The organism is Sphingomonas sp. GW821-FHT04B01 (genome assembly GCF_059420425.1).
Genome location: NZ_JBWKTR010000003.1, coordinates 137,563 through 160,923, shown reverse-complemented (window position 1 = coordinate 160,923; position 23,361 = coordinate 137,563). Strand labels below are relative to the sequence as shown.

Genomic DNA, 23,361 nt, shown 5'->3' with positions numbered 1-23,361 from the left:
TCCGGACATGCATGACGGTTTCGCCACCCGTATCGACGCCATCTCCGCCGACGCGATCGCCGAGCGCGCCGCTGCGCTCGGGCATACCGTCGAGCAGGAGGTCTTGGCGTTGCGCGAAGACTTGAGGCCGCTCACCGTGGACGAGAAACTGGCGCTGTCCGCGCAGCAACGTGCCATGGCACCAACCGACTGCCTGTCGGACGACAGCACGCTGATCATCCGTTGGTATCGCGACACTTCCGGCGGTCGCAACACGGACGATGGCTGGGCGGATGACGACGGTCGTTGACGCCAGTGTGGCGGTCAAATTCTCGGTCGAGGAATTGGGATCGGCGGCGGCATCGGATCCGTTCCGAGCCGCGGCTGGTGGCGCCCGACCTTATCCTCACGGAGGCGGCCAATGCCTATTGGGCGATGGTGCGAGGCAGCCGCTTGCTGATGATCCATGCCGAGCGCAATCTCGATGAATTACCCCGGTATTTCAGTCGCCTCTATCCGACCGGGACCTTGATCCAGCAGGCGTTGAAGATCGCCTTCCACCTTTGCCATCCGGTGTACGATTGCGTGTATTTGGCGCTTGCGACGAAACTCGAATGCCGGTTGATCACGGCGGATCGCAAGTTCCACCTCAAGGCCGTCGATTATTACCCGATCGACCTGCTACCGTTCGACACCGACTGAGGATCAATGCCCGATATAGCGCCCCGGTCGGTGCCAGGCGATCAGAATGAGGCTCATCGCGGCGGCGCTGAGCGCCGACCAGGCGAGCTGCGTGCCGGTGATGACAGGTGCGGAGACGGCCAGGATCACCACGTCGATCGCGATCTGCGAGCGGCCGGCGTTCCAGCCGCGCGTGCGTTGCAGCCATAAGGTCAGCACGCCGGTGCCCCCGACGCCGGCCTGATGCCGGGCGAGCGACAATATCCCCATGCCGATCACCGTGCCGCCGACAACCGCGGCGAAGGCGGGGTGGATGTCGACGACGTGGATCGACGCGCGCGCGAGGGCGGACAGACCGGCGATACCGAGATTGACCAGCACCGACTTCACCGCGAAGCGCGCGCCCATCACCTTGTGCGCGAAGGCGAAGAACGGGATGTTGATCAGCGTGAACAGCACGCCCGCGGGCAACGGCACCTTGTAGGAGATCAACAGCGCGATACCGGCGACACCGCCGGTGACGAGACCGGCGGCCTTCAGGAAGATCAGCCCGACGACGATCAGGATACACCCGATCAGCAGAGCATAGGCGTCTTCGGCGACGCTGTGCGGGCGGCCGTGGGAGAAGGCAATGTCGCGGGACTGCATCGGACCTCATGCGTGATGGGTCAGGCGCCTCTCCCGGCGATACCGCTCTCGGGGACGGTATCGTGCGCTATACAGTTTCGGGCGGTGAACGGAAGACGGTCAGATCCGGCGGTGCTTGCCGCCATAGCGATGGCCGACGTAATCGCCGATCCGCGCCATCTCGCGCGCCGCGCCCTGCGTCGCCTCGGAACAGCAGGGCAGGGGATCGCGCTCCGCCTGTGCGGCCCGCATCGCGACGCGGTCGGTCAGTTCCTCGATATCGGCGCGGCTGAGCACGTTCTTCTCGCGCAACAGGCACAACAGGCTCTGGAGGATCACCAGGCTCTCGTCGCCCGCCGGCGTCATGCCGTGGGTTTGCAGACCATTGTCCATCATCGCTCTCCTACAAGCTTTGAAGGCAGAGTATGCCTGTTTCACCCCTTTGGAAAGATCGATTTTCGACGGTCTCGTCCGGCAATCCCGGTGCCCTCCGACCGCACCGGCGGCGATCGAGGCTGGACATCGCGTCGCCCGCAACCCAACGGGTATCGCCATTCCGTATCCGCAGCAGCAGGACCCTAGATCGTGGCCGACTCGCCGACCGACCCGCAGTATTTCGAAAGCTTCGACGGCACCAGCATCGCCTGGCGCGAGCTGGGCGAGGGGCGGCCCGCCGTACTGATCCATGGCTATTTCTCGACTGCCGAGGTCAATTGGCTGAAATACGGTCATGCCGCCAAGCTCGCCGCGCGCGGCTTCCGGGTCATCATGCCCGATCTGCGCGGTCACGGCCTCAGCGACCGGCCGCATAACGTCGCCGCCTATCCGCCGGACGCGCTGATGCGCGACGGCATGGCACTGATCGCGCATCTCGGCCTCACCGATTACGATCTCGGCGGCTATTCGCTCGGCGGGCGGACGACGATGCGGATGCTGGTCAATGGCGCGACGCCGCGGCGGGCGGTGATGGCCGGCATGGGGCTGACCGGCATCCTCACCACCTCGGGTCGCGGCGACTATTTCCGCAAGGTGCTGACCAACCTCGGCAGTTTCGAGCGCGGCAGCAACGAATGGATGACCGAGGCCTTCCTTAAGACGACCAAGGGCGATCCCGTCGCGCTGCTCAACGTGCTCGAGACGTTCGTCGATACGCCGCTCAACGCGGTGGAGGCGATCGACGTGCCGGTCGCGGTCATCACCGGCGCGGAGGACGACGACAATGGTTCGGGCGCGGCGCTGGCCGATGCGATCCCGCAGGCGGTGTATCGCGAGATCCCCGGCGGCCATATGAGCGCGGTCGCCAAGCCGGAACTGGGGCAGGCGATCGCCGACTATCTCGCCGGCTGAGCGATGGCTTGACCCGCGGACGATGACGCGGCCATCCTGACGACAATCACAGGATCGTCAGGGGGTTTCATCCATGCGTCTCGTTTCCACCGCCGCGCTCGCCGCGGCCCTGTTCGTCATGCCCGCCGCCGCCCAGACCGGCGCCAAGCCGACCGCGGCGGAGGCCGACGCCTATGTCGCCGCGGCCGAAAAAGAGGCTGCCGACCTCTCGGTGCCGGCGCAGCAGACCGCTTGGGTCAACGCCACGTACATCACCGACGACACAGACGCGCTCGCTGCCAAATCCGGTGCCGAACTGACCGAGAAGGCGGTGCAATGGGCGAAGGGGGCGGCGCGGTTCAACGGCGTGTCCGGCGTGTCGTTCGACACGCGGCGCAAGCTCGACCTGCTCAAGAACGGTGTCGGCCTGCCCGCGCCGACCACGCCGGGCGCCGCCACCGAACTCGCCACGCTGACCACCCGGATGTCGTCGAGCTACGGCAAGGGCAAGGGCACGCTCGACGGCAAGCCGATCAACGGCTCGGACATCGAGGCGGCGATGGGCACGTCGCGCGATCCCGCCAAGCTCAAGGAGATGTGGGTCAGCTGGAACGACAATGTCGGCGCGCCGATGCGCAAGGACTATACGCGAATGACCGCGATCTCCAACGCCGGTGCCAAGGAACTGGGCTTCGGCGACGTCGGCGCGATGTGGCGTTCGGGCTATGACATGACGCCCGCGCAGTTCGAGGCGCTGACCGACCAGATCTGGAAGGAGGTCGAGCCGCTCTATCTGTCGCTGCACACCTATGTCCGCTGGAAGCTCAACGCAAAATACGGCGATGCGGTGCAGCCCAAGACGGGGCCGATCCGCAGCGACCTGCTCGGCAATATGTGGGCGCAGGAATGGGGCAATATCTACGACATCGTCGCGCCGAAGGGGGCGGGCGACGTCGGCTACGACACCGGCGAGCTGCTCACGGCCAAGGGCTATGACCCGACGCGGATGGTGAAACAGGGCGAGGCCTTCTATTCGTCGCTCGGCTTCGCGCCGCTGCCCAAGACCTTCTGGGAGCGGTCGCAGATCGTCAAGCCGGCCGACCGCGAGGTGATCTGCCACGCCTCCGCCTGGGATATCGACAATGCCGACGATATCCGCATCAAGATGTGCACCAAGGTGAACGGCGACGATTTCGTCACCATCCACCACGAACTCGGCCACAATTACTATCAGCGCGCGTACAAGGCGCAGCCCTATCTCTACAAGAACGGCGCCAACGACGGCTTCCACGAGGCGATCGGCGATACCGTCGCGCTGTCGATCACGCCCGATTACCTCGTCAAGATCGGCCTGCTCGCACCGGCGCAGGTGCCGAGCGCGGACAAGGATATCGGTCTGCTGCTGCGGCAGGCGATGGACAAGGTGGCGTTCCTGCCGTTCGGCCTGCTGGTCGACAAATGGCGCTGGAACGTCTTTTCGGGCAGGATCGGCAGCGGTGATTACCAGAAGGGCTGGGACGCGCTGCGCCTGCAATATCAGGGTATCACGCCGCCGGTGGCGCGCGACGAGACCAAGTTCGATGCCGGCGCAAAATATCATATCCCGGCGACGGTGCCCTATACGCGCTACTTCCTCGCGCGGGTGCTCCAGTTCCAGTTCTACAAGGCGGCGTGCGATCAGGCCGGCTGGAAGGGACCGCTGCACCGCTGTTCCTTCTACGACAACAAGGCGGTGGGGACGAAGCTCAACGCGATGCTGGCGATGGGCCAGTCCAAGCCCTGGCCCGATGCGCTGCAGGTGATGACCGGATCGCGGCAGATGTCGGGCAAGGCGCTGGTCGACTATTTCGCGCCGCTCAAGACGTGGCTCGACCAGCAGAACAGGGGCAAGCCGTCGGGCTGGTGAGGGGCGAGCATTGTCCTCCCCGCGAGGGCGGGGCTATCGCATCGGATCGATCGGAATGTCGCGACGGCGCCTACATCCCGTCATGCCGAACTTGATCCGGCATCCCGCTTCTTCTCGCCGTCCGAAGAAGCGGGACCCCGGCGCAAGGCCGGGGTGACGGAGCGGGGTTGGCCACCCGCATACTCGGACCCTCGTTTGCGATAGGCCTCCCCCACAAAGGGGAGGAATCGGATCAAGTCTTGTCCGGGATCGTATTCTCGTCGGCGATGCCGGCTTCGAACGACTTGGAGGCGTCTTCGCCCGTCGGGCCGTGCGCCTTCTTGCCGTCCTTGGGCGTGCTGCCGCGCAGCGACAGCAGCGCCGCCGCCGCCACCGCGCCGACCGTCGCGACGCCTGCACCGATCGCGGCGATACCCCATTTGCTGGTGCCGTCGGAGTCGCGCTTCTTGGCTGCGGGCTTCTTCGTCGCGGCGCGCGGCGTGGCGCGCTTGGTCGAACGGGGCTTCACCGTCTTGGCGGCGGCGGAGACCGCGCCTTCGGCCTTGGTCACCGCGGCCTTGGCGCGGCGCGTCGTCTTGGCGGCGGCGTCGCTCACCGCAGTCTCGACCTTCTCGACCGTCGAGGGTTCGGCGGGCTTGGCACGCGGCCCGCGCGGCTTTGCCGGAGCCTTGGTCGCGGCCGCGCGCGTCGTGGTCGTCTTGCGCGGCGCACGGCGGCGCGGCGTCACCGCGGGCGTGTCGGACTTCGGCGTGTCGTCGGTTTCATCGGCCACGGCAGCAACTCCCTGATTGGTTCGCAAGCGTAACGCATTAGCCCGGGTTGGTTTCCGAGTCCGGTGACGACCCTGCTCGACTCAGCGGAACGGCGGCTCGTCGAAGGCGCGCAGCTTGCGGCTGTGCAGCTTGGCGCCCTCCAGCCGCAATTGCTCGCAGGTCTCGATGCCGATCCGCATATGCTCGCTGATCGCCCGCTCGTAGAAGCGGTTGGCCTGACCGGGCAGCTTGAGTTCGCCGTGCAATGGCTTGTCCGAGACGCACAGCAACGTGCCGTAGGGCACGCGGAAGCGATAGCCCTGCGCCGCGATCGTCGCCGATTCCATGTCGATGCCGACCGCGCGCGACAGCGAGAAGCGCAGCGCCGAGGCGGAATAGCGCAACTCCCAGTTGCGATCGTCGGTGGTGACGATCGTACCGGTGCGCAGCCGGCGCTTGAGTTCCTCGCCCGACTGGCCGCTGACGATCTCCGATGCGCGGGCGAGCGCCTGCTGCACCTCGGCGATCGCGGGGACGGGGATTTCAGGCGGCAGCACGTCGTCGAGGACGTGGTCGTCGCGCAGATAGGCATGGGCGAGGACATAATCGCCGATCCGCTGGGAGGGACGCAGGCCGCCGCAATGGCCGATCATCAGCCACGCCTCGGGGCGCATCACCGCGAGATGGTCGCAGATCGTCTTGGCGTTGGACGGGCCGACGCCGATGTTGACGAGCGTGATGCCGGTGCGATCGTCGGCCATGAGGTGATAGGCGGGCATCTGGTGCCGCCGCCACGCGCTGTCGTTGACCAGTTTGTCGACGTCGCCGGGATGATCGATGACGATATTGCCGGCGCCGGACAGCGCGGTGAAGCGGCTTTCCGGCCCGAGCTGCGACGCGCCCCAGCGGACGAATTCGTCGACGTAGCGGTGATAGTTGGTGAACAGCACGAAGCGCTGCGTATGTTCCGACGGTGTCCCCATATAATGGCGCAGCCGCGCGAGGCTGAAGTCGGTGCGCAAGGCGTCGAACAGCGCGAGCGGGCGCGTGCCGCCGTCCGAGATCCAGAGGCCGTCGGCGATCTCGTCGCCGATATGCGCGAGCTCGGTGGCGGGGAAGTGACGCGACAATTCGGTCGCCGAGACGGTGTCGAGGCTCAGCGCATGACCCGGATCGAGGACATAGGGGAAGGGGATTTCCTGCCGGCCGGGGACGGCCTCGACCTCGACGTCATAGTCCTCGAGCAGCAGCGTCAGCTGTTCGGTGAGATAGTCGGCGAACAGCGCCGGCTTGGTGACGCTGATCGTATAGTCGCCGGGCGAGACGAGCCGGCCGAACGAGCGCAGCGGTGCCGGCCGGTCGCCGACGCTGGCGTAGCGCAGATGGATGACGGGATAGGCGAACGACCCGTCGACCCGGCTTTCGGGCGAGGGCGGCGTACCGTCGGTCAGATAGGCGTTGAGTGCGGTCTGCAACCGTTCGACGGAGGCGCGGTAGAGGGTGTCGAGGTCGGCGACGATCCGGGATGCGAGTGTCATCCCGGATGGTTACGCGGCGGTGGTGACGCTGGCAAGACAATGGCATGCCCGCAGGCCCTCCCCCCTTGCGGGAGAGGACGACGGGATCAGAGCTCGCCGAGCAGATATTCCGCGCTGCTCACCTTGAACTCGCCGGGGGCCTCGACGTGGAGCTGCTTCACGACGCCGTCCTCGACCAGCATCGTGTAGCGCTGGCTGCGCTTGCCCATCGCGAACTTGCTGCCGTCCATCGTCAGGCCGATCGCCTCGGCGAAATCGGCGTTGCCGTCGGCGAGCATCGTGATGCCCTCCGCATTCGCAGACTTCGCCCAGGCGCCCATCACGAAGGGGTCGTTGACCGAGATGCAGGCGATCTCGTCGATGCCCTTGGCGGCCAGTTCCTCGCGCTTGTCGACGAAGCCGGGCAGGTGCTTGGCCGAGCAGGTCGGGGTGAAGGCGCCGGGCACGGCGAACAGCGCGACGGTGCGGCCGTCGAACAACGCGTTGGTCGTGATCTGATCCGGGCCATCGGAGGTGACCTTGGTCAGGGTGGCGGCCGGTATCTTGTCGCCGACGGTGATCGTCATCTTGGGTCTCCGATGCTGGAATGCGGGTGGTCGCCGGACGGCGCCACGCCGCGGGAGGTCGGGCATGACGGCGTTGATTTCAAGCATGGCAGAAGCCGTGGCGCAGCTTATGTTCGCCGCGATGCACTATCGACCCTTCCTTGCCGGCCAGTTCCTTCTCGCGATGCCGGGTATGCGCGACCCCAGCTTCGACCATGCGGTGATCGCGATGTGCGCGCACGACGCCGATGGCGCGATCGGCATCGGCGTCGGCGCGACGATCGAGGGGCTGAGCCTGCACGATCTGCTCGACCAGTTCGAGATCCCGCATGGCGTCGCGCCGGATGCGCCGGTGCATTTCGGCGGCCCGGTCGATCCGCGGCGTGGCTTCGTCGTCCATTCGAGCGACTGGAGCGGACAGGATACGATCGACGTCGCCGGCCGCTGGTCGCTGTCGAGCACCGTCGACGTGCTGCGCGCGATCGCCGAGGGCAGCGGTCCGACGCGCTATCTCGTCGCGCTCGGCTATGCCGGCTGGGGCGACGGTCAGCTCGAAGGCGAGCTGACCCGGCCGGGCTGGTTCCATGTCGCTGGCGACGAGGATCTGCTGTTCGACACCCCCGCCGGACGGCGCTGGACCGCGGCCTTCGGCAAGGCGGGGATCGACGCGCGACTGCTCGTCCCCGACGCCGGCACCGCCTGACCGCGCCGCGGCCGACGACATATAAAGATATCTTTATATTTGATCCGCGCGGCCGGAGCGGCTAAGGGGCCGGCATCCATCTTCTTCAGGAGCATGACACGTGGCTACTGCGCTCGCGGTCGAACAGAACGATTACGTCATCAAGGACATCGGCCTCGCCGATTTCGGCCGCGCCGAGATCCGCATCGCCGAGACCGAGATGCCCGGCCTGATGGCGCTGCGCGACGAGTTCGGCGCGAGCCAGCCGCTCAAGGGCGCGCGGATCACCGGTTCGCTGCACATGACCATCCAGACCGCGGTGCTGATCGAGACGCTGACCGCGCTCGGCGCCGACGTGCGCTGGGCGACCTGCAACATCTTCTCGACGCAGGATCATGCCGCCGCCGCGATCGCCGCGACCGGCGTGCCGGTGTTCGCGGTGAAGGGCGAGAGCCTGGCCGAATATTGGGATTATGTCGGCGACATCTTCTCGTGGGATCGCGATGTCGAGGGCCAGACCGCCAACATCATCCTCGACGACGGCGGCGACGCCACGATGTTCGCGCTCTGGGGTGCGAAGCTCGAGGCCGGCGCGACGCTCGGCGAGCCGGAGAATGAAGAAGAGGTCGAGTTCCAGCGCGCGCTCAAGGCGTTCATCGCCAAGAAGCCGGGCTATCTGACCGAGACGGTCAAGAACCTGAAGGGCGTGTCGGAAGAGACGACGACCGGCGTGCACCGTCTGTACGAGATCGCCAAGAAGGGCGAGCTGCCGTTCCCGGCGATCAACGTCAACGACAGCGTCACCAAGTCGAAGTTCGACAACCTCTACGGCTGCAAGGAATCGCTGGTCGACGCGATCCGTCGCGCCACCGACGTGATGCTCGCCGGCAAGGTCGCCGCCGTCGCCGGTTTCGGTGACGTCGGCAAGGGCTCGGCGCAGTCGCTGCGCAACGGCGGCGCCCGCGTCATGGTCACCGAGATCGATCCGATCTGCGCGCTGCAGGCGGCGATGGAGGGCTTCGAGGTCGTGACGATGGACGAGGCGGTCAAGCGCGCCGACATCTTCGTCACCGCGACCGGCAACGCCGACGTCATCACCGCCGATCACATGAAGGCGATGAAGCCGATGTCGATCGTCTGCAACATCGGCCATTTCGACAGCGAGATCCAGATCGCCGCGCTGTCGAATTACAAGTGGAGCGAAGTGAAGCCGGGCACCGACCTGGTTGAATTTCCCGACGGCAAGCAGATCATCGTCCTCGCCAAGGGCCGCCTGGTCAACCTCGGCTGCGCGACCGGCCACCCGTCGTTCGTGATGAGCGCGAGCTTCACCAACCAGACGCTCGCGCAGATCGAGCTGTGGACCGCGGGCGAGAAGTACAAGAACGAAGTGTACGTCCTGCCCAAGCATCTCGACGAAAAGGTGGCCGCGCTCCACCTCGAGAAACTCGGCGTCAAGCTGTCGAAGCTGTCCGAGAAGCAGGCGAGCTACATCGGCGTGCCGGTCGAGGGGCCGTTCAAGCCGGATCATTATCGCTATTGATCGTCCGCGATCGTGGTGGGAAGGGGCGGTGCCGAAAGGCGCCGCCTTTTTCTTTGCACGCGCCCCGGCGGAGACGCTGCCACCAACTCTCATTGCTGCTGCCGTAGGTTGCGTTCTACACTCGGGCCGTGCACGCCGTGTCGGGCGTGACGAGGGGTAAGCGTTGATCCAGCTTTCGGTGATGGCGGCAGTCCTGTGTGGCGCGGTGCTGGCGGCGCTGGTCGCCGCCGGCGGCTTCGCGCTGTTCGTCGGCTGGCGGCTGCGCGGCGAGGCCGCCGCGGTGATCGCGCGCAGCCGCGAGGCCGAGGTGTTGCGCAGCGTCTCGCCGGCGATGGCGATGCTGGTGCGCGCCGATGGGCGAATCGAGATGCCGCCGCGACTGGTGGAATGGCTGGGACTGTCCGTCGCGCCGCGCTTCCTGGGCGATCTTGCCGCGGAAGGGGCGGGGCTGCCCGCCGAGGAGGCCGAGGCGCTCGCCACCGACGTGCAGGCGGCGCAGCGCGCGGGACGCGGCTTCGTCCGGGCGCTGCATCCGATCGGCTCGGGCCGGGCGATCACGATCCGCGGCAGCCGTGCGCCGGGCGAACTCGGCGCGACCGGGGCGGTGGTCATCTGGACGCTCGACGCCACCGACAGCGAGGCGGAGATCACCCATCTGCGCGATCAGGTCGAGCAATTGTCGATCGCCTTCGAGGCGCTGACCGGGCTGATCGAGGCGGCGCCGTTGCCGATGTGGTATCGCAGCGGCGACATGCGGTTGGCGATGGTCAACAGTGCCTATGTCCGCGCGGTCGACGGCGTCGACGCCGCCGACGTCATCGGTCGCCAGCTCGAGCTGGTCGAGGGATCGGGGCGCGGCGGTCCGCGCGCCGGCGCCCATGCCGCGCGGGCATCGGGAGCGCCGCAACGCGAGGTCCTGCCCGCGACCATCGGTGGCGAGCGCCGCTCGCTCGAAGTGCACGACGTGCCCTTGCCGACCGGCGGGGTGGCGAGCTTCGCGGTCGACATCGAGGACCTCGAACAGTCGCGCGCGGGCGCCAAGCGCTTCGCCGACGCGCAGCGCGCCCTGCTCGACCGCCTCTCGGCCGGTGTCGCGCAATTCGGCCCCGACCGCGGCCTCGTCTTCTGCAACCAGCCGTTCCGGCGGATGTTCGCGATGCGCGCCGAATGGCTCGCCGATCGGCCCGAATTCGACCGCGTGCTCGAACGGATGCGCGAGGCGAGCCGCGTGCCCGAGGTGCGCGACTTCCCGAGCTGGAAGGCGGAGCGGCGCGGCTGGTTCGTCCCCGGCGAGACGGCGAGCGAGGAGAATTGGCATTTGCCCGGCGGCACCCATCTGCGCGTCGTCGCGCAGCCGCTACCCGACGGCGGCCTGCTGACGATCTTCGAGGATCGTACCGAGGAGGTGCAGCTCGCCAGCGCGCGCGACACGCTGCTGCGCGTGCGCACCGCGACCTTCGACAATCTGTTCGAGGCGCTGGCGGTGTTCGCCGCCGACGGCAAGTTGCAGCTTTGGAACAACCGCTTGCGCGCGGTCTGGGGGTTCGAGGAGGAATTCCTCGCCGGTCATCCGCGCGTCGATGCCTTCGCGGCGGCGGCGGCGTCGAAGCTCGCGACGCCCAATCGCGCCGCGCTGATCCCCGAGCTGGTCCGCTCCGCCACCACCGAACGCCAGCAGCGCGGCGGTCGCGTCGCCTTCGCCGACGGACGGCATTTCGCCTTCGCCGCGGTACCGCTGCCCGACGGCAATGCGTTGCTGACGATGCTCGACATCACCGACAGCCGGCGCGCCGAGCAGGCGTTGCGCGACCGCGCCAATGCGCTGGAGGCGGCGGACCGGGTCAAGACGCAATTCGTCGCCAATATGAGCTACGAATTGCGCACCCCGCTGACCTCGATCAGCGGCTTCGCCGAGATGCTGCACGCGGGCTTCGCCGGCAAGCTGACCGCGGACGCGGACGGCTATGTCGAGGCGATCCTGCAATCGGTCGAGCGGCTCGGGCTGCTGATCGACGATGTGCTCGATCTGACGCAGGGCGGCGACGATGCCGAAATCGAGCGGGTCGACGTCGACCTCGCCGCCACCGCGCGCGCCGCGGCGGAGACGATCCGGCCGGCGGCGAAGCGGCGCAAGCTCGACTTCGCGGTGGAGCTGGCGCGCTCGACCGGCCGGGTGCGCGGCGATCCCAAACGGCTGAAGGAAGTGGTCGAGCATCTGTTGCGTCATGCGGTCGCCTCGACGCCGGAGGGCGGGCGCATCCTGCTGCACGCCGACGGCAGCGCGACGGGCGCGCGGATCGTCGTCTCGGACAACGGGTTCGGCATGGATGCGGAGAGTATCGCGCGCGCGTTCGACCGGTTCGGCGAGCCCGGCATGCAACCGACCGGCGAGCGTGCGCTGGGGTTGGGCCTGCCGCTCGCGCGCCAGTTCGTCGAGGCGCATGGTGGGCGGATCGAGCTGGTCTCGCAGCCCGGTGAGGGCACGCTGGTGACGGTGGAGTTGCCGCGGCGATGAGTGGGCTGGGCGTGAGCACGACTGGTATCCGGTTTGCCGATCCGGCCGCGATGGAAGCGTTCGATGCGTCGTTTGCGGCTACCGTGTTCCTGCTGATGCAGGAACCCAGGGCCAAGCAGAGCGACGGCCGGCAGGTCGCGGGACTCCTGGGCTCCTGCGTTCGCAGGAGCACGGTGGGGTGGCGTGCGACCCGCCGCGGTGCATTCCGGAGGTCGGCATGACCGGCATCCGGCTTCCCGACCCCGCCGCTACCGAGGCGTTCGGCGCCTCGCTCGCCGCGCGCGTCCGGCCCGGGGACGTCATCACGTTGCAAGGCGATCTCGGCATGGGCAAGACGAGCGTCGCGCGCGGCCTGCTCGCCGCGCTCGGCCTCGCCGGCGAGGCGCCGAGCCCCAGCTTCGCGATCGTCCAGCCCTACGAGCCGCCCGAGGTCAATCTGCCAGTGCTGCACGTCGATCTCTACCGGATCGAGGATGCGGAGGAACTGGAGGAACTCGGCCTCGCCGAGGCGCTGACCGATACGCTGCTGCTGGTCGAATGGCCCGAGCGGGCGCCGGGCTATTGGCCGCAGGCGCTGGCGCTCACCTTGCAGCCGGGGCCGGACGGCGGACGAATCTTGACAGCCGACGTCCCGGCGTCATGGAAGCCGCGATGGCCGATATGACCCCGCCCGCCGGCGCGCCGGCATTTCTCGCTACGCATGGCTGGTCGGGGGACATCTCCCCCGTCGCCGGCGACGCCTCGTTCCGCCGCTATTTCCGCGTCGCCAGCGCCGGGCGCAGCGCGATCCTGATGGACGCGCCGCCGCCGCACGAGGACCCGCGGCCGTTCATCCGCATCGCGCAATGGCTGACCGACCACGGCTTCGCCGCGCCCGCGATCCACGCCGCCGACCTTTCCCAGGGCCTCGTCCTGCTCGAGGATTTCGGCGACGTGCGGCTGCGCGAGACCGCCGATGCCGGCGAGGCGGCGGCGTTGCCGCATTATGCCGCGGCGATCGACCTGCTGGTGGCGCTGCGCGCGCATCCCGCCGGCGACCTACCGCCATATGATCGCGCGGTGCTGCATCGCGAGGCAGGCCTGTTCGTCGACTGGTATTGCCCCGCGGTCGGGCTCACCGTCGACGAGCCGGGCTATCGCGCCGCCTGGGACGCGGTGTTCGACCACGCGCTGACCGAGTCGCCGGTCACCGTGCTGCGCGACTATCATGCCGAGAATCTGATGCTGGTCGGCGCGGAGCGGCGGCTCGGGCTGCTCGACTTCCAGGACGCGCTCGCCGGGCATCCCGCTTATGACCTCGTGTCGCTGCTGCAGGACGCGCGGCGCGACGTCGATCCGATGCTGGAGGCGGCGATGCTGGCGCGCTACCGGAGCGCGACGGGGGCGGGCGACGATTTCCTCGCCGCCTATCACGTGCTCGGCGCGCAGCGGAACGCCAAGATCATCGGCATCTTCACCCGGCTGTGGAAGCGCGACGGCAAGCCGCGCTATCCGACCTTATGCCCGCGCGTCTGGCGCTATCTGGAGCGCGACCTGGCGCAACCGGCGCTGGCACCGGTGGCGCGCTGGTTCGATGCCAACGTGCCACCTGCCTTGCGCGGCGATCCGGCGGCGTTGAGCGCATGACGCGGCAGCGCATCCTGCGTCCCGATCCCGGCGGCGTCGTGCCGGCGACCGCGATGGTGATGGCCGCGGGCCTCGGCAAACGGATGCGGCCGCTGACCGCGACGCGGCCCAAGCCGTTGGTCGAGGTCGCGGGCAAGCCGCTGATCGATCACGTTTTCGACCGGCTCGCCGCCGCCGGGGTGCAACGCGCCGTGGTCAACGTCCATTATCTCGCCGATACGCTCGAGGCGCATGTCACCAACCGCGACGACGGCATCGCGGTGGCGATCAGCGACGAGCGCGCGCAATTGATGGAGACCGGCGGCGGGCTGGTGCAGGCGCGCGGCCTGCTCGGCGACGATCCGGTGCTGGTGATCAACAGTGACAATCTGTGGTTCGACGGACCGGTCGACACGTTGAAATTGCTCGCGTCGCGCTGGGACGATGCGACGATGGACGCCTTGCTGCTGGTGGTGCCCTATGCGCGCGCCAACAATCATCGGGGGCAGGGCGATTTCCGGATCGGCGCGGACGGCCGGATCATCGCGCGGCGCAAGGCGGCGACGGTCGCGCCCTTCGTCTATACCGGCATCCAGATCCTCCATCCGCGCCTGTTGCGCGACTGGCCGGAGGGGCCGTTCTCCACCAACCTGTTCTGGAACCGCGCGATCGAGGCGGGACGCGCCTATGCGCAGGTCCATCAGGGGCTGTGGTTCGACGTCGGCACGCCCGCGGCGATCCCGAAGACCGAAGCGCTGATCGCCAATGGCTGAGGCGCGCAGGCCGCAGCTCTATTCGATTCCCTCGCACAAGGCGTTCGCCGACACGCTCGTCGCCGGGTTGCTGCGGCGGGCGGGTGGCGATGCAATGACATTGGCCCGCGGGCTGGTGCTGCTGCCCAACAATCGTGCGGTGCGCGCGGTGACGAGCGCCTTCGTCCGCGCGAGCGGTGGCGGGTTGCTGCTGCCGCGGTTGGTGACGCTCGGCAGTCCCGATCTCGGCGAGGCGGTCGGCGCGGCGCTCGATCCGGCGGACGAGGGCGCGCCGCCGCCGCCCGCGGTCGCGCCGATGCAGCGGCGGATGATTCTCGCGCGGCTCGTCTTCGAGGAGCGCGCGCGCGCCGGTGCGGCGATCGACGCGGCGGAGGCGGTGCGGCTGGCGGGCGAACTCTGCCATACGCTCGACCAGTTGCTGGTCGAGGAGGTCCCGCCGACGGCGCTGCGCGATATCGACCTCGCCCCCGAACTGACCGAACATTGGCAGCGCGCACTGTCGACCTTCACGATCGTGCTCGAACGCTGGCCCGCGGAGCTGGCTCGGCTCGGGCTGATCGACGCGGCGACGCGGCGACGGATACTGCTCGACCGGGTCGCCGAGCGGTGGCGCCAGCAACCGCCGCAGGGGATCGTCTGCGCCGCCGGCGTCACCGATCCGGCGCCGGCGGTGGCGCGGCTGCTGCGCTGCGTCGCCGAGGCGCCACAGGGCATGACGGTGTTCGCGGGGCTCGACCTGGCGATGCCGCAGGAGGAATGGGATGCGCTCGGGCCGCACCGGCCCGATCCCGTCACCGGCCACATCCGACGGTCGCTCGAGACGCATCCGCAATATCACCTGAAGCTGATGCTGGAGCGGATGAGCGTTGGCCGCGGCGAGGTGGCCAATTGGCCCGGCACCGCGGGGCCGGATGCCGGCGCGGTGCGCGGGCGGGCGATCGCCAATGCGCTCGCGCCCGCCGCCTTCACCGGCAAATGGACCGAGCTGAAGGCGGAGGACCGGCGGCTGACCGGCGTCGCCGCTGCCGAACTGGCGACACCGGCGGAAGAGGCGCAGACGATCGCGCTCGCGCTGCGCGGCGCGCTGGAAGAAGAGGGCCGAACCGCGGCCTTGGTCACGCCCGATCGCGCGCTGGCGCGGCGGGTGGCGGTACATCTGCGCCGCTGGAACATCGAGGCCAACGACTCGGCTGGCCGCCCCTTGTCGATCCTGCCGCCGGGAACGCTGCTGCTCGCGCTCGCCGAGGCGGCGGCGCAGCGCTTCGCGCCGATGGCGTTGCTCGCGCTGCTCAAACATCCGCTGGTGCGCAACGTGCCGGGCGACCGCGCCATCCGCGGCGCGTGGCTCGACGGCGTGCGCGGGCTCGACCGGGGGCTGCGCGGCCCGCGGCCGGCGGCGGGGCTCGACGGGATCATGGGCCATCTGCTGACCAACAAACGCGATCGCGCCGCGGCGTGGTTCGCCGAGCCGGTCGGGTTGCTCAAGCCGATCGAGCTGGTCTTCGAACAGGGTATGCAGCCGCTGCCCGGCTTGCTCGCGGTGCTTCGCGAGACGGCGCAGGCGCTGTGCGGAGACGACCTGTGGTCGGGGCCGGCGGGGCGTGCTGCCGCGGAGTTCCTCGACGCGCTCGAAGCCGATGCGCCCGCCGGGCCGCCGCGGATCGCGCCCGATGGACTGGCGCCGCTGCTGCGCGGGTTGCTCGATGAGGTCGCGGTGCGGCCTGGGTCGGGGGTCGGCCATCCGCGTATCGCCATCTACGGCCTGATCGAGGCGCGGTTGCAGACCGCCGATCTCATGGTGCTGGGCGGGCTCAACGAGGGCGTATGGCCGGGGCGGCCGGCGCCCGACCCGTGGCTGGCGCCGCGTATCCGTGCGACATTGGGGCTGCCGGGGCTTGAGCGCGCGGTCGGCGTCGCGGCGCATGAATTCGGCCAGGCGCTCGGCGCGCCGCAGGCGATCGTGACGCGCGCGCGGCGCGATGCCGCCTCGCCGGCGCTGGCGTCCCGCCTTTGGCTGCGCCTCCAGGCGATGGCGGGCGAGCGGTTCGTTCGCGCGCACGATCTCGAACGCTGGGCGCATGCGCTCGACGATCCGCGCGAGCACGTCCCCGCCGACCGGCCGGCGCCGCTGCCCGATCCGGCGCGCCGCCCCAAGGCGATTTCGGTGACCGAGATCGACCGGCTCAAGGCCGACCCTTACGCCTTTTATGCACGGCGCGTGCTCGGGCTGATGCCGCTCGATCCGGTCGATGCCGACCCGAGTGCGGCGTGGCGCGGCACCGCGGTGCACGACATCCTCGAACAATGGTGGAAGCTCGACCGATGTGCCGCCGACGCATTGCTGCCGCGCGCGACCGCGATGCTCGACGACGAGCGGACGCATCCGATGATGCGCGCGCTCTGGCGGCCGCGGCTGGTCGAGGCGATCGACTGGATCGCCAAGACGGTCGCCGCGCAGGACGCCGAAGGCCGCAAGGTCGCCTCCGCCGAGGGCAAGGGGCATATCGAGGTGGCGGGGGTGAAGCTGTCCGGCCGCTACGACCGCGTCGATCGCCTGCCCGACGGCAGCCTCGCGATCGTCGACTATAAGACTGGCAAGCCGCCGTCCGCCGCCGCGGTCAAGGCCGGGTACAGCCTTCAGCTCGGCCTGCTCGGCGCGATCGCCGAGCGTGGCGGGTTCGGCGACGTCTCGGGCCGTGCGGGCGGTTTCGAATATTGGTCGCTCGGCAAGAAGCGCGATCAGTTCGGCTATATCGAAACCCCGGTCGACGCCGAGGGCAAGCGCGACCGGATCGTCACCACCGACTTCACCACGATCGCGATGAGCAATTTCATCGAGGCGGCGAGCCACTGGTTGACCGGCAGTGCGCCGTTCACTGCCAAACTGGTGCCGGAATATGCGCCTTATGCCGAGTACGACCAACTGATGCGCCGGGACGAATGGTATGGCCGGGACTGACCTCGCCACTTTGCCGCGGTTGAAGGGCGCGCAGGCGGCGGCGAGCGATCCGCACGCGCACGTTTGGCTGTCCGCCTCCGCCGGCACCGGCAAGACGCAGGTGCTCGCCGCGCGCGTGTTCCGGCTGCTGCTGGGCGGGACGCAGCCGGCTGCGATCCTGTGCCTGACCTTCACCAAGGCGGGCGCGGCGGAGATGGCGCAGCGGATCAGCAACCGGCTCGCCGCCTGGGTGCGGATGCCGGGGCCGCAGCTCGCCGCCGATCTCGAAGCGCTCGGCGAGCGCGCGACGCCCGACTTGCAGGCGCGCGCGCGCACCTTGTTCGCCGGCGTGCTCGACGCGCCGGGCGGCGGCCTGCGCATCCAGACGATCCACGGCTTCTGCCAGAGCCTGCTTGCCGCCTTTCCGGTCGAGGCGGGATTGACCCCCGGCTTCCGTCCGCTCGAAGCGCGCGAGGAGGCGGTGCTGGCGCGCGAGACGCTGGCGACTTTGCTGGTCGAGGCGGAGCGCGACGGCCGCCTCCGCCCGATCGAGACGATCGGCGCGCTGTCGCTCCGCTTGGGCGAAGGCGGGGCGGAGAGCTTCCTGCTCGCCTGCGCGCGCTCGCTGATCGCGCTGGAGGCGCTGCCGAGCGGCATCCAGCCGTGGCTGCGCCGAGCGCTCGACCTGCCGCAGGGCGATATCGGCGAGGCGCTGGCGTCCGGCTGCGACGCGATCGACGTCGATCTGGTCGAGCGGCTGGCGGCGGCGAACAAGGCGTGGGGCGCGGCGACGGGCCTCGGCCATGCCGAGACGCTCGACCGCTGGCTCGCCGCCGCGCCCGAGGCGCGTGCGGCGACCTTGCAGGAATTGGCCGGCGTGGTGCTGACCGGCAAGAACGAACCGCGCAAGGCGTCGAAGAAGCTGGTCGATGCCGAACCCGATTATCCCGAGCTTGCCGCTGCGCTCGGCGACCATTGCCTCGATCTGCTGTCGCTGACGCAACGCGCGGCCTATGCCGATCTGCTCGCCGACGCGCTCGACGTCGGTCGCGATTATGCGCGCGCCTATGCCGCAGCGAAGCGGCGCAGCGGCGCGGTCGATTTCGACGATCTGATCGGCGTTACGGTGCGGCTGCTCGAACAGCCCGGCATCGGCGAATGGGTGCGCTACAAGCTGGATCAGGCGACCGAGCATGTGCTGATCGACGAGGCGCAGGACACCAACCTCAACCAGTGGCGGATCGTCACCGCGCTGGCGGGCGAGTTCTTCGTCGGCCGCGGCGTCCATGCGCCCTCGACTCGCACGCTGTTCACCGTCGGCGATTTTAAACAGGCGATCTTCGGCTTCCAGGGCACCGACCCGATCAACTTCCGCTGGGCGGAGGGCCATTTCGCCACCCGCGCCGCCGAGGTGGAGGGGACCGAGGACTGGCCCGAGTCCGAACGCGGCCTGCCGTTCCAGCGCCTGTCGCTGACCCATTCCTTCCGCTCGACGCGGCCGATCCTCGAATTCGTCGATGCCGCGGTCGCCGCGGCGGGCGAGCCCGGCCTCGGCGCGATCGGCGCGCTGGAGGATCATGCCAGCGAGGTGCCCGGCCCCGGCACGGTCGAGCTATGGCCGCCGGTGGTGGCGGGCGGCAGCGACGAGGACGAGGAAGCGTGGATCGACGACGCCGTCCGCGAACAGGCGGTGCGGATCGCCCGCGCGGTGCGCGACTGGATCGACGGCGGGCTGATGCTGGAGAGCAAGGGCCGGCCGCTGCGCCCCGAGGATGTGATGATCCTCGTCAAGCGGCGCGGCGATCTCGCCTCGCTGATCGTCGCGCGCCTCTATGCCGAGGGCGTGCCGGTCGCCGGCGTCGACCGGTTGCGGCTCAACGCGCCGCTGGCGGTGCAGGATCTGCTCGCCGCGGTGCGCTTCGCGTTGCAGCCTGAGGATGACCTGTCGCTCGCGTCGCTGCTGGTGTCGCCGCTGATCGGCTGGACGCAGGACGAGCTGATGCACGCCGCGCCGCGCGATCACGGCAGCCTGTGGCGGCATCTGACACTCACCCAGTCGGACGAACGGCTGGCGCCGTTGCGGTCGATGCTGCTGCGTGCGGATATCGCCACGCCCTATCAGTTCCTCGAAGAGCTGTTGTCCGGTCCGCTCGACGGACGGCGCAGGCTGCTGCGTCGGCTGGGTGCCGAGGCGCGCGATCCGATCGAGGAACTGCTCAACGCCGCGCTCGCCTTCGAGACGACCTCGACGCCGTCGATGCAGCGTTTCCTCGACTGGTTCGATCGCGGCGATGTCGAAATCGTCCGCGATCCCTCCGCCCCGCTCGACGCGGTGCGGGTGATGACCGCGCACGGCGCCAAGGGCTTGCAGGCGCCGCTGGTGATCCTCGCCGATGCGACGGTCGATCCAACCGCCGCGCCGCGCGCGCTGGTGCGCTGGTCGCCCGAGCCCGGCGCGCAGCCGATCCCGATCTTCCGCCCGCGCTCTGCCGAGCGCGGCGGGCCGCTCGACGTGGCGATCGGCGAGGTCGAGCGGCGCGAGCTGGAGGAACATTGGCGGCTGTTCTACGTCGCCGCGACGCGTGCCGAGGAACGGCTGGTGATCGGCGGCGCGCTCGGCCCGCGCGCCAAGGGCGAGCCGCCGGTGGCGAGCTGGTATGCCGCCGCGTCGCGCGCCTTCGATGCGCTGGGCGTCGCGGGGGAGGGGCCACGCATCTTCATCGGCCGCATCCCGCAGCCGCCGGTGAAGACGCGTCCCGCGGCAAAGGCGCAGCGCGTCGAGACCGTCGTCCTGCCCGAATGGGCGCAGCGCCCCGCGCCGATCGAGAGCCGGCCGTCGCGGCCGCTTGCGCCGTCTGCGATCGGCGAAGACGAGGTAAGCGATCCGCCGCCCGGTCCGGCGCTGCGCGCCGCCGCGGAGCGCGGGCGGCTGTTCCACGCGCTGTTCGAGCGTCTTCCGGCGGTCGCGCCCGATGCGCGCGCCGCCAGTGCCGAACGCTGGCTCGCGACCGCGGGCGGCGTCACCGACCCTGCGGTACGCGCGGAGATCGCCGCCGGCGTGCTCGCCGTGCTCGACGATGCGCGTTTCGCCGATCTGTTCGGCGGCGACGCACTGACGGAGGCGCCGATCGCCGCGACGCTCCCGAACGGCTTGGTCGTGTCGGGGACGGTCGACCGGCTGCTGATCGCGCCGGATCATATCCGCGTCGTCGACTTCAAGACCGGCCGGCGCGTCCCGGGGGCGGTGGCCGATATCCCGCCCTATCACCTCGACCAGATGGCCGCCTATGCCGCGGCGCTTGCGACGATCTTTCCGGAGCGGCGGATCGAGGCGGCGTTGCTCTACACCGGCGGGCCCCGTCTGTTCGTGCTCGAGCCGGCGCTGCTCGACGCGCACAAGCCGCGCTTTCGCCTCCGGGAGCAAAGCTAGGGCGCCGACGGTTGAGCCGGGGTCCGCGCCATCCTAGATGGGCTGCAAAGGAGATTGAAATGGCTACCAAGGCGATTACCGACGCGAGCTTCGACACCGACGTGCTCAAGGCCGACGGTCCGGTGCTGGTCGACTTCTGGGCGGAATGGTGCGGGCCGTGCAAGATGATCGGGCCGAGCCTCGAGGAACTGTCGGAAGAGCTCGGTGAGCAGGTGACGATCGCCAAGCTCAACATCGACGAGAATCCGGATGCGCCCGGCAAATATGGCGTGCGCGGCATCCCGACGATGATCCTGTTCAAGGGCGGCGCCCCGGCGGCGACCAAGGTCGGCGCCGAGCCGAAGGGCCGGCTGAAGGCCTGGCTGGAAGGCGCGCTGGCGTAAGCGATGCAAGTCCCTCCCCTTTGGGGGAGGGGTAGGGTTTGTATCACGGAGGCCTGTTCCCAGTGTCCTCCACCCCACCCCCTCCTCTGAAGAGGAGGGGCTTTTGCTATCCGAACAGCAGCTTCGCCGCCTGGTCCCACAAGGCGGGCGATGCGGCGGCGAGCATGCCGCGACGCTGATCGCCGACGTGATAGTCCTCGCCATCCGGCCAGCGGACCACACCGCCCGCCTCGCGCAGGAACAGCGAGCCGGGCGCATGATCCCACGGCAGCGTCTTCTGGAACAAGGCGACGTCGTTCGTCCCCAGCACCAGTCGCGGATATTGCTCCGCCGCGCAGCGCGGCATCGGCGCGACGGTGAACGCGCGCTCGGCGCGGGCGTAGAGTGCCGCGATCTCCGCCTCGCTCATACAATAGGTGGCGAGCACCGCCGACGGGCGCTCGCCGCCGCTCGGCCGCGCCTGCACGCGTACGTCGTCGATATAGGCGCCGCCGCCGCGCACGGCGTGGCAGAGCCGGTCGGCGACGGGATCGAGGATCCACCCCGCCTGCGTCTCGCCACCCTCGACCAGCGCGATCATGATTCCGAAGGTGGCGATGCCGCTCGCGTAATTGTTGGTGCCGTCGATCGGATCGATGATCCACACCCGGCCGTGCTCGATGCCGTCGACCAGCGACGCATCCGCCGCCACCGCTTCCTCGCCGACGACGCGGATGCCGGGATCGAGCGCCGCCAGCCCGGCGGTCAGCGCCGCCTCGCTCTCGCGATCGGCGACGGTCACCATATCGTCCGCGGCCTTCTCCTCGATCTCGTCGGCAGCGAGGTTGCGGAAGCGCGGCAGGACGATCTCCGCCGCCACCCGGCGCATCAGGGTGACGACCGCGTCGTGGTGCGGATGGTGCATGTCAGCTCCGATAGTCGGCGTTGATCGAGATATAGCCGTGGGTGAGGTCGCAGGTCCAAACCGTCGCCACGCCGTCGCCGAGGCCGAGGTCGACGCCGATTTCGATCTCCTGCCCTTTCAGATGCGCGGCGACCGGCGCCTCGTCATACCCCTCGACCGCGAGGCCTTCGCGCGCAACCTGCGTCTCGCCGAAGCGGATCGACAATTTGTCGCGCTCGGCGGGTTCGCCGGCCTTGCCGACCGCCATGACGACGCGGCCCCAATTGGCGTCCTCGCCGGCGATCGCGGTTTTCACCAGCGGCGAATTGGCGATCGACATAGCGATGCGATGCGCCGAGGCGTCGTTCTCCGCGCCGGTGACCGCGATCTCGATCAGCTTGGTCGCGCCCTCGCCGTCGCGCACGACCAGCAGCGCGAGCTGCGCGCACAGGTCGGCGAGCGCCGCGGCGAAGGCGTCCGCCCCATCGCTGTCGGCGTCGCCGAGCGGCGCATTGCCGGCCGCGCCGGTGGCGAAGGCGAGCACCGTGTCGCTGGTCGAGGTGTCGCCGTCGACGGTGATGCACGAGAAGGTGTTGCGGTTGGCGGCGTTGAGCGAGGCCTGCAGGAAGCCGGGCGTCACCGCCGCATCGGTGAAGACGAAGCCAAGCATCGTCGCCATGTCGGGCGCAATCATCCCAGAACCCTTGATGATGCCGACCAAAGTCACCGTGCGACCATCGACGATGGCGGTCGTCGTCGCGCCCTTGGGGTAGGTGTCGGTAGTGCCGATCGTCTCCGCCGCGGCGCGCCAGTCGCACGGCGTTGCGGCGAAGGCGGCATCGAGCCCGGCCTCCGCCTTGTCGATCGGCAGCGGCACGCCGATCACCCCGGTCGAGGCGACGAACACGTCCGATGGCTGGCAACCGAGATGCTGCGCGGTGCGCGCCGCGATCGCCTCGACCGCGGCGCGGCCGCGATGCCCGGTGAAGGCATTGGAATTGCCCGCGTTGACCACCAGCGCGCGCGCCGTGCCGAGGGTCAGCGCCTTGCGGCACCATTCGACCTCGGGCGACGGGCATTTGCTCTGCGTGACGACGCCGGCGACGCTGGTCCCTTCGGCGAGCGTGACGAAGGTGAGATCGCAGCGGTCCCACGTCTTGTACTGCGCTCGGGCGACGTGCGGCACCACGCCGGCGATCACGGGCAGGGCGGGGAAGGGGGTGGCGAGCGGGGAGATGGACGAAGACATGGCGCT

20 protein-coding genes are annotated in these 23,361 nt (G+C 69.2%); 13 read left to right on the top strand and 7 right to left on the bottom strand.

The window, feature by feature from the left end:
- Nucleotides 1-7 precede the first annotated feature (7 nt).
- Complete coding sequence (locus AC07UH_RS09605; RefSeq protein WP_495180000.1) at nucleotides 8-289, top strand: CAP domain-containing protein; 282 nt, start codon at nucleotides 8-10, stop codon at nucleotides 287-289.
- A 5-nt stretch (nucleotides 290-294) separates the two neighbouring features.
- Complete coding sequence (locus AC07UH_RS09600) at nucleotides 295-681, top strand: type II toxin-antitoxin system VapC family toxin (protein WP_495180476.1); 387 nt, start codon at nucleotides 295-297, stop codon at nucleotides 679-681.
- Between the two features lie 3 nt (nucleotides 682-684).
- On the opposite strand, the gene AC07UH_RS09595 is transcribed toward AC07UH_RS09600, so the two are convergent.
- Nucleotides 685-1,308, bottom strand: coding sequence for a YitT family protein (locus AC07UH_RS09595; RefSeq protein WP_052075512.1), 624 nt, complete (start codon nucleotides 1,306-1,308; stop codon nucleotides 685-687).
- Between the two features lie 99 nt (nucleotides 1,309-1,407).
- Complete coding sequence (locus AC07UH_RS09590) at nucleotides 1,408-1,680, bottom strand: hypothetical protein (RefSeq protein WP_495189825.1); 273 nt, start codon at nucleotides 1,678-1,680, stop codon at nucleotides 1,408-1,410.
- A 192-nt stretch (nucleotides 1,681-1,872) separates the two neighbouring features.
- Here AC07UH_RS09590 and AC07UH_RS09585 point away from each other — a divergent pair, with 192 nt between their 5' ends.
- Nucleotides 1,873-2,634: an alpha/beta fold hydrolase gene (locus tag AC07UH_RS09585; RefSeq protein WP_495180001.1), complete on the top strand. Its 762-nt coding sequence runs from the start codon at nucleotides 1,873-1,875 to the stop codon at nucleotides 2,632-2,634.
- A 73-nt stretch (nucleotides 2,635-2,707) separates the two neighbouring features.
- Entirely contained in the window at nucleotides 2,708-4,519 is a 1,812-nt protein-coding gene (locus AC07UH_RS09580) for a M2 family metallopeptidase (protein WP_495180002.1), read from the top strand.
- Between the two features lie 232 nt (nucleotides 4,520-4,751).
- Here AC07UH_RS09580 and AC07UH_RS09575 read toward each other — a convergent pair whose 3' ends face one another.
- The 3 genes from AC07UH_RS09575 to AC07UH_RS09565 form a co-directional block, all read right to left on the bottom strand.
- Nucleotides 4,752-5,291 carry a hypothetical protein gene (locus AC07UH_RS09575; RefSeq protein ID WP_137897019.1) on the bottom strand — a complete coding sequence of 180 codons (540 nt, stop codon included), beginning with the start codon at nucleotides 5,289-5,291 and terminating at the stop codon, nucleotides 4,752-4,754.
- A gap of 81 nt (nucleotides 5,292-5,372) precedes the next feature.
- The gene (locus tag AC07UH_RS09570; protein ID WP_038660170.1) at nucleotides 5,373-6,809 is read right to left on the bottom strand and encodes an AMP nucleosidase; all 1,437 of its coding nucleotides are present in this window, start codon (nucleotides 6,807-6,809) and stop codon (nucleotides 5,373-5,375) included.
- A gap of 86 nt (nucleotides 6,810-6,895) precedes the next feature.
- Nucleotides 6,896-7,375: a peroxiredoxin gene (locus AC07UH_RS09565; protein WP_038660167.1), complete on the bottom strand. Its 480-nt coding sequence runs from the start codon at nucleotides 7,373-7,375 to the stop codon at nucleotides 6,896-6,898.
- A 121-nt stretch (nucleotides 7,376-7,496) separates the two neighbouring features.
- On the opposite strand from AC07UH_RS09565, the gene AC07UH_RS09560 reads away from it, so the two are divergent.
- The 9 genes from AC07UH_RS09560 to trxA all read left to right on the top strand — a co-directional run bounded on the left by AC07UH_RS09560 (nucleotide 7,497) and on the right by trxA (nucleotide 21,223).
- Entirely contained in the window at nucleotides 7,497-8,057 is a 561-nt protein-coding gene (locus AC07UH_RS09560) for a YqgE/AlgH family protein (protein ID WP_038666475.1), read from the top strand.
- A 100-nt stretch (nucleotides 8,058-8,157) separates the two neighbouring features.
- Nucleotides 8,158-9,579, top strand: a complete 1,422-nt coding sequence (gene ahcY / locus AC07UH_RS09555; RefSeq protein WP_038660164.1) for an adenosylhomocysteinase — start codon at nucleotides 8,158-8,160, stop codon at nucleotides 9,577-9,579.
- 163 nt (nucleotides 9,580-9,742) lie between these two features.
- The gene (locus AC07UH_RS09550; protein ID WP_038660161.1) at nucleotides 9,743-12,094 is read left to right on the top strand and encodes a sensor histidine kinase; all 2,352 of its coding nucleotides are present in this window, start codon (nucleotides 9,743-9,745) and stop codon (nucleotides 12,092-12,094) included.
- Between the two features lie 217 nt (nucleotides 12,095-12,311).
- On the top strand, nucleotides 12,312-12,758 hold the full coding sequence (gene tsaE / locus AC07UH_RS09545) for a tRNA (adenosine(37)-N6)-threonylcarbamoyltransferase complex ATPase subunit type 1 TsaE (RefSeq protein WP_081974332.1): 447 nt from the start codon (nucleotides 12,312-12,314) through the stop codon (nucleotides 12,756-12,758).
- Complete coding sequence (locus tag AC07UH_RS09540) at nucleotides 12,755-13,720, top strand: aminoglycoside phosphotransferase family protein (RefSeq protein ID WP_495180477.1); 966 nt, start codon at nucleotides 12,755-12,757, stop codon at nucleotides 13,718-13,720. Before tsaE ends, AC07UH_RS09540 begins: the two co-directional genes overlap by 4 nt.
- Nucleotides 13,717-14,472: a nucleotidyltransferase family protein gene (locus AC07UH_RS09535; protein ID WP_038660155.1), complete on the top strand. Its 756-nt coding sequence runs from the start codon at nucleotides 13,717-13,719 to the stop codon at nucleotides 14,470-14,472. Before AC07UH_RS09540 ends, AC07UH_RS09535 begins: the two co-directional genes overlap by 4 nt.
- Entirely contained in the window at nucleotides 14,465-17,431 is a 2,967-nt protein-coding gene (addB, locus tag AC07UH_RS09530; RefSeq protein ID WP_495180003.1) for a double-strand break repair protein AddB, read from the top strand. Before AC07UH_RS09535 ends, addB begins: the two co-directional genes overlap by 8 nt.
- Nucleotides 17,418-20,840 (top strand): double-strand break repair helicase AddA, encoded by a 3,423-nt coding sequence (gene addA, locus AC07UH_RS09525; RefSeq protein WP_495180004.1) that lies wholly within the window; start codon nucleotides 17,418-17,420, stop codon nucleotides 20,838-20,840. Before addB ends, addA begins: the two co-directional genes overlap by 14 nt.
- 59 nt (nucleotides 20,841-20,899) lie before the next feature.
- Entirely contained in the window at nucleotides 20,900-21,223 is a 324-nt protein-coding gene (gene trxA, locus AC07UH_RS09520) for a thioredoxin TrxA (RefSeq protein ID WP_038660146.1), read from the top strand.
- Between the two features lie 106 nt (nucleotides 21,224-21,329).
- Here the strand turns inward: trxA and AC07UH_RS09515 are convergent, their stop codons facing one another.
- Together AC07UH_RS09515 and argJ are read right to left on the bottom strand one after the other, a co-directional pair.
- On the bottom strand, nucleotides 21,330-22,127 hold the full coding sequence (locus AC07UH_RS09515) for an inositol monophosphatase family protein (protein ID WP_495180005.1): 798 nt from the start codon (nucleotides 22,125-22,127) through the stop codon (nucleotides 21,330-21,332).
- Nucleotide 22,128: 1 nt separating this feature from the next.
- Nucleotides 22,129-23,355 carry a bifunctional glutamate N-acetyltransferase/amino-acid acetyltransferase ArgJ gene (argJ, locus tag AC07UH_RS09510; protein WP_495180006.1) on the bottom strand — a complete coding sequence of 409 codons (1,227 nt, stop codon included), beginning with the start codon at nucleotides 23,353-23,355 and terminating at the stop codon, nucleotides 22,129-22,131.
- Nucleotides 23,356-23,361 lie beyond the last annotated feature (6 nt).